The sequence below is a fragment of the Pseudomonas sp. NFACC51 genome (genome assembly GCF_900103575.1).
GTDB lineage: Bacteria > Pseudomonadota > Gammaproteobacteria > Pseudomonadales > Pseudomonadaceae > Aquipseudomonas > Aquipseudomonas fluorescens_Q.
The window spans coordinates 107709-124754 of record NZ_FMXH01000014.1 but is presented as its reverse complement, the minus strand read 5'-3'; the positions used below and the strand labels follow the sequence as shown (position 1 = coordinate 124754).

Sequence of the window (17046 nt, the reverse complement as noted above, 5' to 3'; positions counted from 1 at the left end):
TGAATGTCCTTATTAATGAAAAGCGAGTCGGGGCACCACGTGCTGGTAAATCCACACGCCGTCTATCCGGCCGCTGAAGCTTTCCTCGCCGCCGCTGTCACCCCCGGTCTTGATGCCGGCGCCCAAGCCGAAGGCGTGGAAGTTCTCTAGCGTTCGATCCGATATCGTGGTGGGATTCAGCCGGTGATCCACGATCAGGCCGTGGGCGTCCTGGCGCAGCGTGATAGGGGAGCCGTCGATATCGAGCAGTCGGACTGGCGTTGCGCTGAAACCGGTGCATTTGATCGTCAGATCGACCGAGTCAAGGCGCTTGCGCAGTGTCTCGGGACCCTCGGCGCTGATGTTCACAACGGTCAGGTTGGAGATTTCTCCCCGTTGGATCTTGCGAGCAAACGCGAGCGAGTCATACCGAAGGCCAGAGTAGCGATTGACACGCTGGCTGGCCTGGCAAACATCCGCATCGACAAAAGGGTAGCCCTGAGCCAGTGCCGCTTGTGGGGAGTCAAAGAAAAGCTTGAAGTTACGCTTGACCAGCAGTTGGATAGGGCCTTGAAAATCCAATTGTTCAATCAGGCGGATCAGGCAGGAAACGGCGCTATGGGATGAGCCCAGAATTGCAATGCTTGGGTATTGGCCTGCCTTGATTTGCTCGTCATATTGGCCTTTGAGCATGGCGTCGCTATTGATGGCATTCGGGTGTGGCAAGGCGACGTTGTTGACTTGTCCACCCAGGTTGACCATGACTTTCCTGCACAGCGCCTCTCGGGTTTGGCCGTCAACGGTATAGCGCACGGTATAGCGCCCATCGCCGGTCAGTTGGATTTCTTCGACGGTGGACAAGGTCGATACTTCGAAGCGCTTGTACAGCGTCTTGTGCTGTTGGACGAAGGCGCCGATGTGTTCCAGAAACTGTCCTACGTAGCGCAACTCGACCGCCTCGTCACGTCGTTCGCTGAAATACGCCCATTCCGCCGTGGTACGCATGTATCGGCTGAGTTCATCCTGCTTGCCCTGGAACTTTTCCAGGAAAACGCCGCCCAGAGAGTTGGCGGTAATGCGGTACTGTCCGATCGCACCGCTGCCCAAGGTGTTGGATTTCTCCAGAATCAAACACCGATGGATATCTTCCTTCTGTATGAGGTCAGGCAACAATGAAATGTTTGCCGGGCCCGCACCACATAAAATAATGTCGTAGTCGTCCTTGTTCATTCTTACTCCAGTTGAGCGCTGCATAGTTAAAAACATAATTTCAAGGCGCAGAAAGGCCTGATGTCATTGTGAGTGACCTCAATAGAATGGCGGGTGCATGCGTCAGGCGTTATTGGCCGATAGGGAGTTCCTGGCCGGTGCTGCGGGTTCCCTGTTTGTCGTTAGTTAAGTTGCGGTGGTGCAGTCGGGTGAAAATAGCGGCGAAGGTAAAGGCCATGACGAGACTGGTCACCGTCAGGAAAACAAACAGCGCTGTTCCGCTCAACGCTTGTATGAAAAAGCCTCCGACAATGGGCGCCATGGAAAAGCCAATGCTGTAAAGCGACGCGGCGCCAAAGTAAGCGCCTCTCAGGTTTCGAGGTGCCAGGCTGTCGACAAAAAGATTCAAACATGGAAACAGTAGGGCCTGGCTAAGGCTCAGCAGCAGCACCGCGCCGTACCACAATAGTTGCACTTGATAAAAGTGTGCCGCCAGTGTCATGCCGGCCTGACTTAAAACCAGCAATACAGAACCGATATGGATCTTGGTCTCTAATGTTGCCTGTGCCAGAACCCTGGCCAGTGGCAGTTGAAGCAGCACGATCACGGTGGCATGCAGCACGATCAGATTGGCGACAAAGGGCAGGTACCCCTCGAACGCGAGCGAAGCCATCAATTGAGGCACGCTGGAATCAAAGCTGCCGAAGATGAACATCATGACGATGTTGTTGATCACGAGCAGGAGGAACACATGATCCCGGGAGAGGATCTGCAAGGTACTTCGCAAGGAGGTGGTGTTGATGGCCTTCAGGGTAATACCGCGACCGAACACCATGACGCCCGACAGCAGGGCCAGGTAGGAGGCCGTCACCAGCACAAAGGACAGGGAATCCGTGGAAATGCCAAGCTTGAGCCCGAAGTAAGGGCCCACGGCGGCCCCAGCATTGAGAAAGAAATAGCGCAGGTGCATGGCACGTTCCACCAGAGAACAGGACTCGATGACATCACCGATGACCGTCTTGATTGGATTGTTGACCAGGGCCCAGGAGAGATTGGCCAACAGTGTTCCGGCGATGTAGCCCTCGGCATGCGTGCTGATACCCAGCAGCAAGTAGGAGACCATCGCCACTACGCAACCGACCAGGATGATCTTGAGGCGCCCGATCTTGTCGGAAAGATACCCGCTGTAGAAGCTGACCAGCGAAGAGAGGGCGATAGAGCAAGTCAGAATCAGGCCGATGGTCGAAGTGCTGAAACCGAACCGCGTATAGAGAACAATCGAAATGAATGGCCAAACCATCATTGACGTAGCGCGCGTCAGAAAGGTGCCAATGAACAGCATCCATATAAAGAATGGCAGCGATGAGAAATAGTATTTAAAACGGACAAGTTGGAAGGCGAGCATAAATAATCACATTGGATGTAATGCTTGGCGCATGACAATGAGGTAACGAAACGCAAACGACGAGACTTGAGCGTCTGGAGTTTAACGAAGGGCGGGCGCTGTAGAGTGTTTCCTGAGCCAGTTGTGCTCAGTCACTTTATTTAGTAAGCGCAGGCGTGTACCGAAGTTTGCCGATCGAAGCATCTGGTGATGCACAGCGAGGGGAGAGGAATTTTTTCATATCGATCCTTGATCTTAAACACGGTATTGCATCCTTTCTTTGGATCCAATCCTACACGACGTGTCACAAAATGTTAATAAAAAATTCACAATCGAACATTTGCTGTCGTTGAGCACCTCATGACGCTGCAATCGCGCACATGTTGTCTTCATTAAACGAAGTTGAACCAGAAGAAATTAGGTCGGCGGGAGGGGGCATTGCGCAGGGATACAGCAGCCAACACGCCGGATTCAGGCGTGTTGGCCTTAAGGATTACTCGGAAATCTGCAACTTGCGCGACTCGGTGTACACGTAGCGCACCTTCTCATACTCGAACGGCGAGTTCAGTTGCCCGTAGCGGAAGCTGGTCTGGTAGCGTTTGTCGACGCCGCGCAGAAGCAGCAATTCCGGGTGGTTGGCGCTGACTTCGGCGACATTGAGGTAGTTGATCGCTGATTCGGCCGTGTAGTCCACCAACAAGCCTGAGGTGTCGCGCAGGTTCGAAGGGCCGAAGATCGGCAATACGAAGTACGCGCCGCCAGGGACGCCGTAGAAGCCCAGGGTCTGGCCGAAGTCTTCGCTCTGGCGCGGCAGGCCCATGGCGGTGGCCGGGTCCCACAGGCCGGCGATGCCGACGGTGGTGTTGAGCAGCAGGCGCGCTGTGGTTTCCATCGAACGCTTGCCCTTGAATTGCAGCAGGCTGTTCATCAGGTTCGGCACATCCCCCAGGTTGTTGAAGAAGTTGCTGACGCCGGTGCGCACGAAGCTGGGCGTGACGTAGCGGTAGCCATCGACCACCGGCAGGAAGACCCATTGGTCGAAGCGGTAGTTGAAGTGGTAGACGCGGCGGTTCCAGGATTCCAGCGGGTCATAGACGTTCAAGGCATTGAGCGTCGAGCGCTCGAACTCACGCTGGTCCAGCCCCGGGTTGAACTTGAGCTTGCTCAACGGCTCCTTGAAACCGTCGGAGTCCACCACCACAGGCGCATTGGCCTTGCTGTTATCGGCCTGGGCCAGGCCAGCACTCATTAACGCAGCGATAAGCAGGAGATATTTAGCCACGGAAGAACTCCAGCATCGCGTCGCTGTTGACGCGGTAATTAATGTTGCCGCAATGGCCGCCCAGTGGATAAACCGTCAAGCGGTCGCCAAAGGTCTTGCGCAGGAAGCCCAGGTCACCCGGGCCGAGGATCACGTCGTCAGCGTTGTGCATGACGGCAATCTTCGGGCTGTCGTGCAGGTAATCCTTCAGCGCGTACAGGCTGACCTGGTCGACCAGTTGCAACAGGCTGCCGCCGTCAGTGCGCGCGCGCCACATCGGAATCACCTGCTCGGTGAGGTAACAGTCGAAATCGCATTGCAGTGCACGCTTGAGGAACGGCGTCAGGCTGGTGCTTTCGGTAATCGGGAACTTGGGCGGGATGATCAGCCCGCGCCGATTGATCAGGTCCGAAGTGAACGCGATGTCGGCCGCCGAGAAACGGAACGAGGTGCCGATCAGCATGGCCATCTGCTCGTTGCTCAAGTGTTGCTTGGACTGCTGGAAGTCATAGAGCAGCGCATCGTTGAGGTCGATGTAGCCTTTTTGCTGGAAGTAGCGCGTCAGCTTGTTCAGTACCAGTTCGTAGAACGTGGTGGTGCTGTTGATGCCCTTGACCTCGGTCTGGACCAGTTTGTCCAGGTTGGTGATCGAGGTGTAGAGGTTCACCGGTGGGTTGAGCAACAGCACTTTCTTGAAATTGAAGCTGCGCCGGGTTTCGTCCAGGTGTGCGACGAAGGCCGCGTCCAGGGCGCCGAGGCTGTAGCCGGTCAGGTAATACTCGGTCACTGGCAGCTTGGGGTTCTGCGCGCGCACGGCTTGCATCACCCGGTACATGTCTTCGGCGTCTTCCTTGCTGATGCCCGGGGTGGCAAAGCGTGAGGCGGCGCTCATGAAGTCGAAGCTGGTGGGCGAGGACAACTGCACCACGTGGTAGCCGGCCTTGTAGTAGAGGCGCTTGAGGTATTCATTAATGCTACTGTCAAAGCGCGCACCGGTGCCGGCGATGAGGAAGATCAGCGGCGCGGGTTTGTCCTGGGTGGCCATGCGGTAAGTGAGGCTTTTCACCGGCCAGAAGTTGTCCGGCAGGATGAACTCGCGTTCCGGGCGCAGGGTCAGGCTGTGGTCCGCCTGATTGATGTCTTCGATCAGCGGCAGCTCCGGGCGCAGGTCCGGCGGAGTGGTGGCGATGGTCGCTTCGAACGGGTTGGTCAAGGGGTAGCCATAGCTGGCGGCGTCAATGTCTGCCGCCAGCGCGGACGCACTCAGGATAAGGCCGCCGAGAAGGGCAGCGAAGCGCAAGGAACGGAGCATGACTGGATCCCTTAGAGGAAGGTGCCGAATGAGGTTCGCAGGCTATGACCACCGAAGCGGAGCCAAGTGCCATGACGGGCACAAAACAGGCACGGACGGGGTGCGATAGTAGCGGGACGATACACGGTCGTGCGTGCTGGCGGCTAGTTATCTGGCGTTTGCCGGATTTGACTGCTAAATCTCATGTGTGATGGAGCTACAAATGCCCGGAACTGAGAGCTGGCGTTCTGATGTCGTTTCTCGTTGCCTCGACGTCGCAGGCAGAGCAGGTTCCAGATCGGCGCGGGTTGATGATCGACAGGTCAGTACTCCACTGACGTTCGAGCCGGTTTCTAAGCGGGCGTGATGGGGGCGCTGCCACCATAACTATACGTTGACGCCGCTCGGCATCCGCCGGGCGCAGCACTTTCGGGGAAGTAACGATGAAGATGCGACGACTCTTGGGCGCAGGTGCCGCACTGGTACTGGCGATCAGCTCCACACTGGCTAGCGCCGAAACCAAAACCCTGAGCATCGGTTACGTTGACGGCTGGTCCGACAGCGTCGCGACCACTCACGTGGCCGCCGAAGTGATCAAGCAGAAACTCGGTTATGACGTGAAGCTGCAAGCGGTCGCGACCGGGATCATGTGGCAAGGCGTGGCCACCGGCAAACTCGACGCGATGCTTTCGGCTTGGCTGCCGGTGACTCACGGCGATTATTGGACCAAGAACAAGGACCAAGTGGTCGATTATGGCCCGAACTTCAAGGACGCCAAAATCGGCCTGATCGTGCCGGAGTACGTCAAGGCCAAGTCGCTCGAAGATCTCAAGACCGACGACTCCTTCAAGAAGCGCATCGTCGGCATCGATGCCGGTTCAGGCGTGATGCTCAAGACCGAACAGGCAATCAAGGACTACGACCTGACCGGTTATCAACTCAAGGCCAGTTCCGGTGCCGGCATGATTGCCGAGCTGACCCGTGCCGAGAAGAAAAACGAATCCATCGCGGTCACCGGTTGGGTGCCGCACTGGATGTTCGCCAAGTGGAAACTGCGCTTCCTGGAAGACCCGAAAGGCGTCTACGGCGCGGCTGAGACTGTAAACAGCATCGGCAGCAAGGAACTGGGCGCGAAGGCGCCGGAAGTGGCCGAGTTCCTGAAGAAGTTCCAGTGGGCTTCGAAAGACGAGATCGGCGAAGTCATGCTGGCGATCCAGGAAGGGGCTAAGCCGGACGCAGCGGCCAAGGACTGGGTCGCCAAGCACCCGGACCGTGTAAAAGAGTGGACCGGCAAGTAACTCACCGGGTTTAGCTGGCTCGAAAACCGCATGGCGTTGTGTCATGCGGTTTTTTTGTGCCCGCAATTCCTGAGTTCTACACCGAGCCCGGTGGGAGCAAGGTCTGTGGGAGCAAGGCTTGCCCGCGATAGCATCGCCTAGGTCTCAAGTTCAATCGAGGTGCCTGCATCGCGGGCAAGCCTTGCTCCCACAGGGGCTCGCTCCCATAGGGGGGCACAAGTAAACGCGGGAAACTGGTAAAGCGTCATGTCGTTCTAATACTAAGGTCGTCTGGAACCTGGCCTTGAGCCGCATAGAGTAGGGCTGTTCCAATTAAATCTGTGCTGCGAGGATAAAAACAATGAACGACAGCATTTACCTCTCGATTCAAAACAGCCCGCGCTTCAAGGAGCTGGTTCGAAAAAGAGAAAAGTTCGCCTGGATTCTCTCGGCGATCATGCTTGGGTTGTATTCCGGCTTCATTCTTCTGATCGCCTACGGGCCACACATTCTCGGGGCCAAGATCACGCCTGAGTCCACCATGACCTGGGGGATTCCCATCGGTGTCGGCCTGATTCTCTCGGCTTTCGTTCTGACTGCAATCTACGTACGGCGCGCCAACGGCGAGTTCGACGACCTGAACAACGCGATTCTCAAGGAGGCTCAGCAATGATCCGGCGTCTATTGGCCCTATTGAGCATCGCAGCGTTCGCCCCGGGCGCCTGGGCGGCTGAAGCCCTGACCGGTGCCGTGCAGAAGCAACCCCTTAACGTCGCGGCGATCCTGATGTTCGTTGCCTTCGTCGGCGCGACTTTGTACATCACCTACTGGGCGTCCAAGAAAAACAACTCGGCGGCCGACTACTATGCGGCCGGCGGCAAGATCACCGGCTTCCAGAACGGCCTGGCAATTGCTGGCGACTACATGTCGGCGGCGTCTTTCCTGGGCATTTCCGCGCTGGTGTTCACCTCCGGTTATGACGGTCTGATCTACTCCATCGGGTTCCTGGTGGGCTGGCCGATCATTCTGTTCCTGATCGCTGAGCGCCTGCGTAACCTGGGTAAATACACTTTTGCCGACGTGGCGTCCTATCGCCTCGGGCAAACCCAGATCCGCAGTCTGTCCGCCAGCGGCTCGCTGGTGGTGGTGGCGTTCTACCTGATCGCGCAAATGGTCGGTGCCGGCAAGCTGATCCAGCTGCTGTTCGGCCTGGACTACCACGTTGCGGTGATCCTGGTGGGCATCCTGATGTGCCTCTACGTGTTGTTCGGCGGCATGCTGGCCACCACCTGGGTACAGATCATCAAGGCGGTGCTGTTGCTGTCGGGTGCTTCGTTCATGGCGCTGATGGTGATGAAGCACGTCAACTTTGACTTCAACATGCTGTTTGCCGAAGCGGTCAAGGTTCACCCTAAGGGTGAGGCGATCATGAGCCCTGGCGGCCTGGTGAAGGATCCGATCTCGGCCTTCTCCCTCGGTCTGGCGCTGATGTTCGGTACCGCTGGCCTGCCACACATCCTGATGCGCTTCTTCACCGTGAGCGACGCCAAGGAAGCGCGCAAGAGCGTGCTGTATGCCACCGGCTTCATCGGTTACTTCTACATCCTGACCTTCATCATCGGCTTCGGCGCGATCCTGCTGGTCAGCACCAACCCGGCCTTCAAGGACGCGGCAGGTGCCTTGCTCGGCGGTAACAACATGGCGGCGGTGCACCTGGCCAATGCCGTGGGCGGCAGCATCTTCCTCGGCTTCATCTCGGCGGTAGCCTTTGCCACCATCCTGGCGGTAGTCGCGGGTCTGACCTTGGCCGGTGCCTCGGCGGTGTCCCATGACCTGTATGCCAGCGTGATCAGGAAAGGCAGGGTCAACGAGAAGGATGAGATCCGCGTCTCGAAAATCACCACCATTGCCCTGGCGGTGCTGGCGATCACCCTGGGTATCCTGTTCGAGAAGCAGAACATCGCGTTCATGGTCGGCCTGGCGTTCTCCATCGCGGCGAGCTGCAACTTCCCGGTACTGCTGCTTTCGATGTACTGGAAGAAGCTGACTACCCGTGGCGCCATGATTGGCGGCTGGCTGGGCCTGGTCAGTGCCGTGGGCCTGATGATCCTCGGCCCGACCATCTGGGTGCAGATCATGGGTCACGAGAAGGCGATCTTCCCGTATGAATACCCTGCGCTGTTCTCGATGGCCATCGCCTTCGTCGGCATCTGGTTCTTCTCCATTACCGACAAGTCGGCTGAAGGTGCAAACGAGCGGGCGCTGTTCTTCCCGCAGTTCGTGCGTTCGCAGACTGGTTTGGGGGCGAGTGGGGCGGTTAACCACTGATACGGTAAGTTGTAAGCGTAGTGCTTGAAGAAATACCCCGGTCGAGAGGCTGGGGTATTTTTTTGTGTGCGATAACGGTGGTGTGAGTAATGACGCCTTCGCGAGCAACGGCGCTCCCTCGGAAAAGCGCCGTTTCCTTAAGTGAGCGGTATTACGTTCCCGCAGGGGATTTGCGTCGTACACAGGGTCCAATGTGGGAGCGAGCTCGCTCGCGAAGGTGTCGGGCCAGTCGCCGCAGATATCAAAGAGGGCATAAACAAAACAGCCCCTGCTCTTATATATAAGAAGCAGGGGCTGTTTCAGTGCAGCGTGGGACCTATGGCAAGGCAGGCCTTACTTGCGGTCTTCCAGCTGGGTAATGTCACGCGACTCGTAGCCGGTGTACAGCTGGCGTGGACGGCCGATCTTGTACGGGCTGGAGAGCATTTCCTTCCAGTGGGAGATCCAGCCCACGGTCCGCGCCAGGGCGAAGATCACGGTGAACATGCTGGTTGGAATGCCGATCGCCTTGAGGATGATCCCCGAGTAGAAGTCGACGTTCGGGTACAGCGAGCGTTCGATGAAGTATGGGTCGGTCAGGGCGATCTCTTCCAGGCGCATGGCCAGTTCGAGTTGCGGATCGTTCGTGATCCCCAGTTCCTTGAGCACTTCGTCGCAGGTCTGCTTCATGACGGTGGCGCGTGGGTCGCGGTTCTTGTAGACCCGGTGACCGAAGCCCATCAGCTTGAACGGATCGTTCTTGTCCTTGGCCTTGGCGATGAACTTGTCGATGTTCGAGACATCGCCGATTTCATCGAGCATGGTCAGTACCGCTTCGTTGGCACCGCCGTGGGCTGGGCCCCAGAGTGCGGCGATACCGGCGGCGATACAGGCGAACGGGTTGGCGCCCGAGGAACCCGCCAGGCGCACGGTGGACGTGGAGGCGTTCTGCTCGTGGTCGGCATGGAGGATGAAGATCCGGTCCATGGCCTTGGCGAGCACCGGGCTGATCGGTTTGATCTCGCACGGGGTGTTGAACATCATATGCAGGAAGTTCTCTGCATAGGTCAGGTCGTTGCGCGGGTACATCATGGGCTGGCCCATGGAGTACTTGTAGACCATGGCTGCCAGGGTCGGCATCTTCGCCACCAGGCGGATCGCGGAGATTTCGCGATGCTGGGGGTTATTGATGTCCAGGGAGTCGTGGTAGAAGGCCGAAAGGGCGCCGACAACGCCGCACATGACGGCCATCGGGTGGGCATCGCGACGGAAGCCGTTGAAGAAGGTCTTCAACTGTTCGTGAACCATGGTGTGGTTCTTCACGGTGCTGACGAACTGGGCCTTTTGCTCTGCGGTTGGCAGCTCGCCATTGAGCAGCAGGTAGCAGGTTTCCAGGTAGTCCGATTTTTCAGCCAGTTGCTCGATCGGGTAGCCGCGGTGCAGCAGGATGCCGTTGTCGCCGTCGATATAGGTGATTTTCGACTCGCACGAGGCGGTCGACATGAAACCTGGGTCAAAGGTGAAACGGCCCGTGGCCGTCAGGCCCCGTACGTCGATTACATCGGGACCAACGGTGCCGGTTAAAATGGGCAGCTCGACGGGGGCTGCGCCCTCGATGATCAACTGCGCTTTTTTGTCAGCCATGTGGCCTCCTATTAATGCTTGGAATCATCAGACAGACCCCCCACGCAGGGCCCGCACCACTATAGTGAGATAAATCCGAATGTCAATTTGCCTAAAGTCTTGCTCCAGAAGGCTTTAACCGGACTTTTTCCGCGAAATTACCTGCCGTTTACGCCTTTTGCGCCGTATGTGCAATGCGCTATTAGGGGAAGGTGAACGCGTTGTCATTAGTAGCCTAACTGTCTATACTCGGCCACCGACCGCCAGGGGCTTTTGGGCCTGCTTTCTTGGGGGTCGTCACTCCCTGGGTGGTGAGTACCTGACCAGTGCGCGCCCCAACAACTTTGCCCTGATTGTTAGGGGCTCTTCAGTGTGAAAAAAAAGCCGTGAAAAGCCAACGACCTGTAAACCTAGACCTAAGGACCATCAAACTCCCAGTCACTGCTTACACGTCCATTCTTCACCGTATTTCCGGTGTCATCCTCTTCGTCAGCCTGGCCATCATGCTTTATGCATTGGACAAGTCGCTCGATTCGGAAGAAGGCTTCGGTCAGGTGAAAGCGTGTCTGACCAGTCCGCTAGCCAAGCTAGTGATTTGGGGCATCCTGTCCGCCTTGCTGTATCACTTGGTTGCCGGTGTGCGCCACTTGATCATGGACATGGGCATCGGTGAGACGCTGGAAGGCGGCAAGCTGGGCTCGAAAATCGTTATCGCCGTTTCCGTGGTGGTAATCGTTCTGGCAGGAGTTTGGATATGGTAACCAACGTCACGAACCTTTCGCGTTCGGGCCTCTATGACTGGATGGCCCAGCGTGTGTCTGCGGTCGTTCTCGCGGCTTACTTCATCTTCCTGATCGGATATGTCGTAGCAAACCCAGGCCTGGGCTACGCCCAATGGCATGAACTGTTCGCAAACAACTGGATGCGTATCTTCAGTCTGCTGGCACTTGTCGCACTAGGCGCTCACGCCTGGGTCGGCATGTGGACCATCGCGACCGACTACCTGACGCCAATGGCGTTCGGCAAGTCGGCGACTGCCGTACGTTTCCTCTTCCAGGCAGTATGCGGCGTTGCGATGTTCGCTTACTTCGTCTGGGGTGTGCAGATTCTCTGGGGTATCTGATCCATGGCTAACATTCCAACGATTTCTTTCGACGCTATCATCATTGGTGGCGGCGGTGCCGGCATGCGCGCAGCGCTGCAACTGGCACAGGGCGGTCACAAGACTGCCGTGATCACCAAGGTTTTCCCGACCCGTTCGCACACTGTTTCCGCCCAGGGCGGCATCACCTGCGCCATCGCTTCGGCCGACCCGAACGATGACTGGCGCTGGCACATGTACGATACCGTCAAGGGTTCCGACTACATCGGTGACCAGGACGCTATCGAATACATGTGTCAGGAAGGCCCGGCCGCGGTGTTCGAGCTGGACCACATGGGTATGCCATTCTCGCGTACCGAGCAAGGTCGTATCTACCAGCGTCCGTTCGGTGGCCAGTCCAAGGACTACGGCAAGGGCGGCCAGGCCGCGCGTACTTGCGCGGCGTCCGACCGTACCGGTCACGCGCTGCTGCACACCCTGTACCAGGGCAACCTGAAAGCCGGTACCACGTTCCTGAACGAGTACTACGCCGTTGACCTGGTGAAGAACCAGGACGGCGCCTTCGTCGGTGTGATCGCGATCTGCATCGAAACCGGCGAAACCACCTACATCCGCGCCAAGGCCACCGTACTGGCGACCGGCGGTGCAGGCCGTATCTACGCATCCACCACCAATGCCCTGATCAACACCGGTGACGGCGTCGGCATGGCCCTGCGCGCTGGCGTGCCGGTGCAAGACATCGAAATGTGGCAGTTCCACCCGACCGGCATCGCCGGCGCCGGTGTACTGGTGACCGAAGGTTGCCGTGGCGAAGGTGGTTACCTGATCAACAAGCACGGCGAGCGTTTCATGGAGCGCTATGCTCCGAACGCCAAGGACCTTGCCGGTCGTGACGTGGTTGCCCGTTCGATGGTTAAAGAGATCATCGCTGGCAACGGTTGCGGTCCGAATGGCGACCACGTGATGCTCAAGCTCGACCACCTGGGCGAGGAAGTGCTGCACAGCCGCCTGCCAGGCATCTGCGAACTGTCCAAGACCTTCGCTCACGTCGATCCAGTCGTTGCGCCGGTTCCAGTGGTTCCAACCTGCCACTATATGATGGGCGGCGTTGCCACCAACATTCATGGCCAGGCAATCACCCAGAACGCCGAAGGCGTGGACGAAATCATCCCTGGCCTGTTCGCAGTGGGTGAAGTGGCGTGCGTATCGGTCCACGGTGCCAACCGCCTGGGCGGCAACTCGTTGCTCGACCTGGTGGTCTTCGGTCGCGCTGCCGGCCTGCACCTGGAAAAAGCCCTGTCCGACGGTATCGAATATGACGATGCCACCGACGCCAACATCGAAGCCGCCCTGGCGCGTCTGTCCGCCCTGAACGAGCGTACCGAAGGCGAAGACGTGGCGACCCTGCGTCGCGAGTTGCAAAACTGCATGCAGAACTACTTCGGTGTATTCCGTACCGGCGAATACATGCAGAAGGGTATTGCCCAGCTGGCGCAATTGCGTGAACGAATCGCCAACGTGAAGATCAACGATAAGTCGCAGGCGTTCAACACTGCCCGTATCGAAGCGCTGGAGTTGCAGAACCTGCTGGAAGTGGCCGAAGCCACCGCCATCGCCGCAGAAGTGCGTAAAGAGTCCCGTGGCGCCCACGCCCGCGAAGACTTCGAAGACCGTGACGACGAAAACTGGCTGTGCCACACCTTGTACTTCCCGGGTGAAAAACGCGTCGCCAAGCGTGCCGTGAACTTCTCGCCGAAGACTGTTCCGACTTTCGAACCAAAAGTCCGGACTTATTAAGGGTGACCGCTATGTTGCAAGTCAGTGTTTATCGCTACAACCCTGATCAGGACGCTGCGCCGTTCATGCAGGACTTCCAGGTCGATACCGGTGGTAAAGACCTGATGGTGCTGGACGTGCTGGCCCTGATCAAAGAACAGGACGAAGGTTTCTCCTACCGTCGTTCCTGCCGTGAGGGCGTTTGCGGCTCCGACGGCATGAACATCAACGGCAAGAACGGCCTGGCCTGCATCACGCCGCTGTCGGCCGTGGTCAAGGGCAACAAGCTGATCGTTCGTCCGCTGCCAGGTTTGCCGGTTATCCGTGACCTGGTCGTCGATATGAGCATCTTCTACAAGCAATACGAGAAGGTGAAGCCATTCCTGCAGAACGACACGCCGGCTCCGGCCATCGAGCGTCTGCAGACTCCTGAAGAGCGTGAGAAGCTCGACGGTCTGTACGAGTGCATCCTGTGCGCTTGCTGCTCGACCTCGTGCCCATCGTTCTGGTGGAACCCGGACAAGTTCCTGGGCCCGGCCGCCCTGCTGCAAGCGTACCGCTTCCTGGCAGACAGCCGTGACACCAAGACGTCCGAGCGTCTGGCTTCGCTGGATGACCCGTTTAGCGTATTCCGCTGCCGCGGGATCATGAACTGCGTCAACGTCTGCCCGAAAGGCCTGAACCCGACTAAGGCCATCGGTCACATTCGTAACATGCTGCTGCAAAGCGGCGTGTGATTCAGCTGCTGTACCCGTAGGACCGTTGTACCCGTAAAGGCCAGGGCGCGGGCTTCAACCCGCGTCATGGCTATAACCAGAACAGCCGCTCACAAAGCGGCAGTTCTTATTTTGAAGAAATGAGACAAGCAGGGGCATCCGGGCTGGTACCCGGACTATCAGCGTGATCCTAAGTGGCTTGTTTTAGTCGCTGCACTCGGACTTCTGCAAGTTTGCTCGGTGTTTTCGCCGGTGGTGTTCCCCTAATCGAGGGTGACCAAGCATGCAAGAAAGCGTGATGCAGCGCATGTGGAACAGTGCCCACCTTTCCGGTGGTAACGCTGCCTATGTGGAAGAGCTTTACGAGCTCTACCTGCACGACCCTAACGCTGTGCCAGAAGAATGGCGCACCTACTTTCAGAAGCTACCGGCCGACGGTAATTCTGCCACTGATGTTTCGCACTCGACGATTCGCGATCATTTCGTGTTGCTGGCAAAGAACCAGCGCCGCGCTCAACCGGTGTCTGCCGGCAGCGTGAGCTCCGAACACGAGAAGAAGCAAGTTGAAGTATTGCGACTGATCCAGGCCTACCGGATGCGTGGCCACCAGGCAGCCCAGCTTGACCCGCTGGGGCTGTGGCAGCGTCCTGCACCTGCAGACCTGTCGATCACTCATTACGGCTTGACCAATGCCGACCTTGATACGACCTTCCGTGCCGGCGACCTGTTCATCGGCAAAGAGGAAGCGAGCCTACGCGAAATTCACGAAGCGTTGCAGCAGACATATTGCCGCACCATCGGCGCTGAATTTACGCACATCACCGATTCCGAGCAGCGCCAGTGGTTCCAGCAGCGTCTGGAAAGCGTTCGTGGCCGTCCGACGTACTCCGCCGACATCAAGAGCCACTTGCTCGAGCGCGTTACCGCCGGTGAAGGCCTGGAGAAATACCTGGGCACCAAGTACCCGGGTACCAAGCGTTTCGGCCTGGAAGGCGGCGAAAGCCTGATTCCGATGCTCGACGAGCTGATCCAGCGTTCCGGTTCCTACGGCACCAAGGAAGTCGTCATCGGCATGGCCCACCGTGGCCGCCTGAACGTACTGGTCAACACCTTCGGCAAGAACCCGCGCGAGCTGTTCGACGAGTTCGAAGGCAAGAAGAAGGTCGAGTTGGGTTCCGGTGACGTGAAATACCACCAGGGCTTCTCGTCCAACGTGATGACCACAGGTGGCGAAGTCCACCTGGCCATGGCGTTCAACCCGTCTCACCTGGAAATCGTTTCCCCGGTGGTCGAGGGTTCGGTCCGCGCTCGCCAGGATCGTCGCAACGATCCGACCGGCGAGAAGGTGCTGCCGATTTCCATCCACGGTGACGCGGCATTCGCCGGTCAGGGCGTGGTCATGGAAACCTTCCAGATGTCGCAGACCCGCGGTTTCAAGACCGGCGGCACCGTGCACATCGTGATCAACAACCAGGTCGGTTTCACCATCAGCAACCCGGAAGACTCGCGTTCCACCGAGTACGCGACCGACGTTGCGAAAATGATCCAGGCGCCGATTCTCCATGTGAATGGCGATGACCCGGAAGCCGTACTATTCGTGACCCAGTTGGCCATCGACTACCGCATGCAGTACAAGCGCGACGTGGTCATCGACCTGGTCTGCTACCGTCGTCGCGGCCACAACGAGGCCGACGAGCCAAGCGGCACCCAGCCGTTGATGTACCAGCAGATCGCCAAGCAGCGCACCACCCGTGAGCTGTATGCCGAGCGCCTGACCCAGGGCGGTGTTCTGGATGCCGAGCGCGTCCAGGAAAAAGTCGATGAATACCGCAACGCCCTGGACAATGGCCTGCACGTTGTAAAAAGCCTGGTCAAAGAGCCGAACAAAGAGCTGTTCGTGGACTGGCGTCCATACCTGGGCCACGCCTGGACCGCGCGTCACGACACCCGTTTCGACCTCAAGACCCTGCAGGAACTGTCCGCCAAGCTGCTGGAAATCCCGGACGGCTTCGTGGTACAGCGCCAGGTCGCGAAAATCTACGAAGACCGGCAGAAGATGCAAGCCGGCGGCCTGCCGATCAACTGGGGTTACGCTGAAACCATGGCGTACGCGACCCTGGCGTTCGAAGGCCACCCAGTTCGCATCACCGGCCAGGACGTAGGCCGCGGCACTTTCTCGCACCGCCACGCGGCGCTGCACAACCAGAAAGACGCCAGCACTTACATCCCGCTGCAACACCTGTACAAGGGCCAGCCACGTTTCGACCTGTACGATTCGTTGCTGTCCGAGGAAGCCGTCCTGGCGTTCGAATATGGCTACTCCACCACCGAGCCGAATGCGCTGGTGATCTGGGAAGCCCAGTTCGGCGACTTCGCCAACGGTGCCCAGGTGGTGGTCGACCAGTTCATCACCAGCGGCGAGCACAAGTGGGGCCGTCTCTGCGGTCTGACCATGCTGTTGCCACACGGTTATGAAGGGCAGGGGCCGGAGCACTCTTCGGCACGTCTGGAGCGCTACCTGCAATTGTGCGCCGAGCACAACGTCCAGGTGTGTGTACCAACGACCCCGGCACAGATCTACCACCTGCTGCGTCGTCAGGTCATCCGTCCGCTGCGCAAGCCGCTGATCGTGCTGACACCGAAGTCGCTGCTGCGTCACAAGCTGGCGATCTCCACGCTCGAGGACCTGGCCGAAGGCTCGTTCCAGACCGTTATTTCGGAAATCGACACGCTGGACGCGGCGAAGGTCACTCGCCTGGTCCTGTGCAGCGGCAAGGTCTACTACGACCTGCTGGAAAAACGTCGTGCCGAAGGCCGCGAAGACATCGCCATCGTGCGTATCGAGCAGCTTTACCCGTTCCCGGAAGAAGACCTGATGGAGGCCATCGCGCCTTACACCAACCTCACCCATGTGGTGTGGTGTCAGGAAGAACCGATGAACCAAGGCGCGTGGTACAGCAGCCAGCATCACCTGCGTCGCAGCATCGGCAACCATAACAAGGCCCTGGGTCTTGAATATGCCGGTCGTGATGCGTCCGCTGCACCTGCGTGTGGTTATGCGTCGATGCACGCCGAGCAGCAGGAAAAACTGCTGCAAGATGCTTTCACTGTTTAAGCCTTC

General features: G+C 58.2%; 13 protein-coding genes. 8 read left to right on the top strand and 5 right to left on the bottom strand.

Annotated features, from left to right (window positions below):
* Nucleotides 1-12: 12 nt before the first annotated feature.
* The 4 genes from BLT00_RS24175 to BLT00_RS24160 all read right to left on the bottom strand — a co-directional run bounded on the left by BLT00_RS24175 (nucleotide 13) and on the right by BLT00_RS24160 (nucleotide 5145).
* Nucleotides 13-1209 carry a hypothetical protein gene (locus BLT00_RS24175; RefSeq protein ID WP_092147818.1) on the bottom strand — a complete coding sequence of 399 codons (1197 nt, stop codon included), beginning with the start codon at nucleotides 1207-1209 and terminating at the stop codon, nucleotides 13-15.
* Between the two features lie 109 nt (nucleotides 1210-1318).
* The gene (locus BLT00_RS24170; RefSeq protein WP_092147821.1) at nucleotides 1319-2593 is read right to left on the bottom strand and encodes an MFS transporter; all 1275 of its coding nucleotides are present in this window, start codon (nucleotides 2591-2593) and stop codon (nucleotides 1319-1321) included.
* A 472-nt stretch (nucleotides 2594-3065) separates the two neighbouring features.
* Nucleotides 3066-3854 carry an MlaA family lipoprotein gene (locus BLT00_RS24165; protein WP_092147824.1) on the bottom strand — a complete coding sequence of 263 codons (789 nt, stop codon included), beginning with the start codon at nucleotides 3852-3854 and terminating at the stop codon, nucleotides 3066-3068.
* Nucleotides 3847-5145 carry an alpha/beta fold hydrolase gene (locus BLT00_RS24160; protein WP_063324838.1) on the bottom strand — a complete coding sequence of 433 codons (1299 nt, stop codon included), beginning with the start codon at nucleotides 5143-5145 and terminating at the stop codon, nucleotides 3847-3849. Before BLT00_RS24160 ends, BLT00_RS24165 begins: the two co-directional genes overlap by 8 nt.
* Nucleotides 5146-5567: 422 nt before the next feature.
* Here BLT00_RS24160 and BLT00_RS24155 point away from each other — a divergent pair, with 422 nt between their 5' ends.
* The 3 genes from BLT00_RS24155 to BLT00_RS24145 all read left to right on the top strand — a co-directional run bounded on the left by BLT00_RS24155 (nucleotide 5568) and on the right by BLT00_RS24145 (nucleotide 8729).
* A complete protein-coding gene (locus BLT00_RS24155) occupies nucleotides 5568-6422 on the top strand; it encodes a glycine betaine ABC transporter substrate-binding protein (RefSeq protein WP_063324839.1) in 855 nt (284 codons plus the stop codon).
* Nucleotides 6423-6762: 340 nt separating this feature from the next.
* Complete coding sequence (locus tag BLT00_RS24150; protein ID WP_003179217.1) at nucleotides 6763-7074, top strand: DUF485 domain-containing protein; 312 nt, start codon at nucleotides 6763-6765, stop codon at nucleotides 7072-7074.
* The gene (locus tag BLT00_RS24145; protein WP_063324840.1) at nucleotides 7071-8729 is read left to right on the top strand and encodes a cation acetate symporter; all 1659 of its coding nucleotides are present in this window, start codon (nucleotides 7071-7073) and stop codon (nucleotides 8727-8729) included. The genes BLT00_RS24150 and BLT00_RS24145 overlap by 4 nt, the downstream gene beginning before the upstream one ends.
* Before the next feature lie 333 nt (nucleotides 8730-9062).
* Here BLT00_RS24145 and gltA read toward each other — a convergent pair whose 3' ends face one another.
* A complete protein-coding gene (gene gltA, locus BLT00_RS24140) occupies nucleotides 9063-10352 on the bottom strand; it encodes a citrate synthase (protein WP_014339589.1) in 1290 nt (429 codons plus the stop codon).
* Nucleotides 10353-10717: 365 nt separating this feature from the next.
* Between gltA and sdhC the strand changes: the two genes are divergently transcribed.
* The 5 genes from sdhC (at nucleotide 10718) to BLT00_RS24115 (ending at nucleotide 17040) form a co-directional block, all read left to right on the top strand.
* Nucleotides 10718-11092: a succinate dehydrogenase, cytochrome b556 subunit gene (gene sdhC / locus BLT00_RS24135; protein ID WP_024780620.1), complete on the top strand. Its 375-nt coding sequence runs from the start codon at nucleotides 10718-10720 to the stop codon at nucleotides 11090-11092.
* Nucleotides 11086-11454 (top strand): succinate dehydrogenase, hydrophobic membrane anchor protein, encoded by a 369-nt coding sequence (sdhD, locus tag BLT00_RS24130; protein ID WP_003204438.1) that lies wholly within the window; start codon nucleotides 11086-11088, stop codon nucleotides 11452-11454. The genes sdhC and sdhD overlap by 7 nt, the downstream gene beginning before the upstream one ends.
* Before the next feature lie 3 nt (nucleotides 11455-11457).
* Nucleotides 11458-13230, top strand: coding sequence for a succinate dehydrogenase flavoprotein subunit (gene sdhA / locus BLT00_RS24125; protein WP_063324841.1), 1773 nt, complete (start codon nucleotides 11458-11460; stop codon nucleotides 13228-13230).
* Nucleotides 13231-13241: 11 nt separating this feature from the next.
* Nucleotides 13242-13946, top strand: a complete 705-nt coding sequence (locus BLT00_RS24120; protein WP_003204434.1) for a succinate dehydrogenase iron-sulfur subunit — start codon at nucleotides 13242-13244, stop codon at nucleotides 13944-13946.
* A gap of 262 nt (nucleotides 13947-14208) precedes the next feature.
* Nucleotides 14209-17040 (top strand): 2-oxoglutarate dehydrogenase E1 component, encoded by a 2832-nt coding sequence (locus tag BLT00_RS24115; RefSeq protein WP_092147827.1) that lies wholly within the window; start codon nucleotides 14209-14211, stop codon nucleotides 17038-17040.
* The last annotated feature ends 6 nt before the right edge of the window (nucleotides 17041-17046 follow it).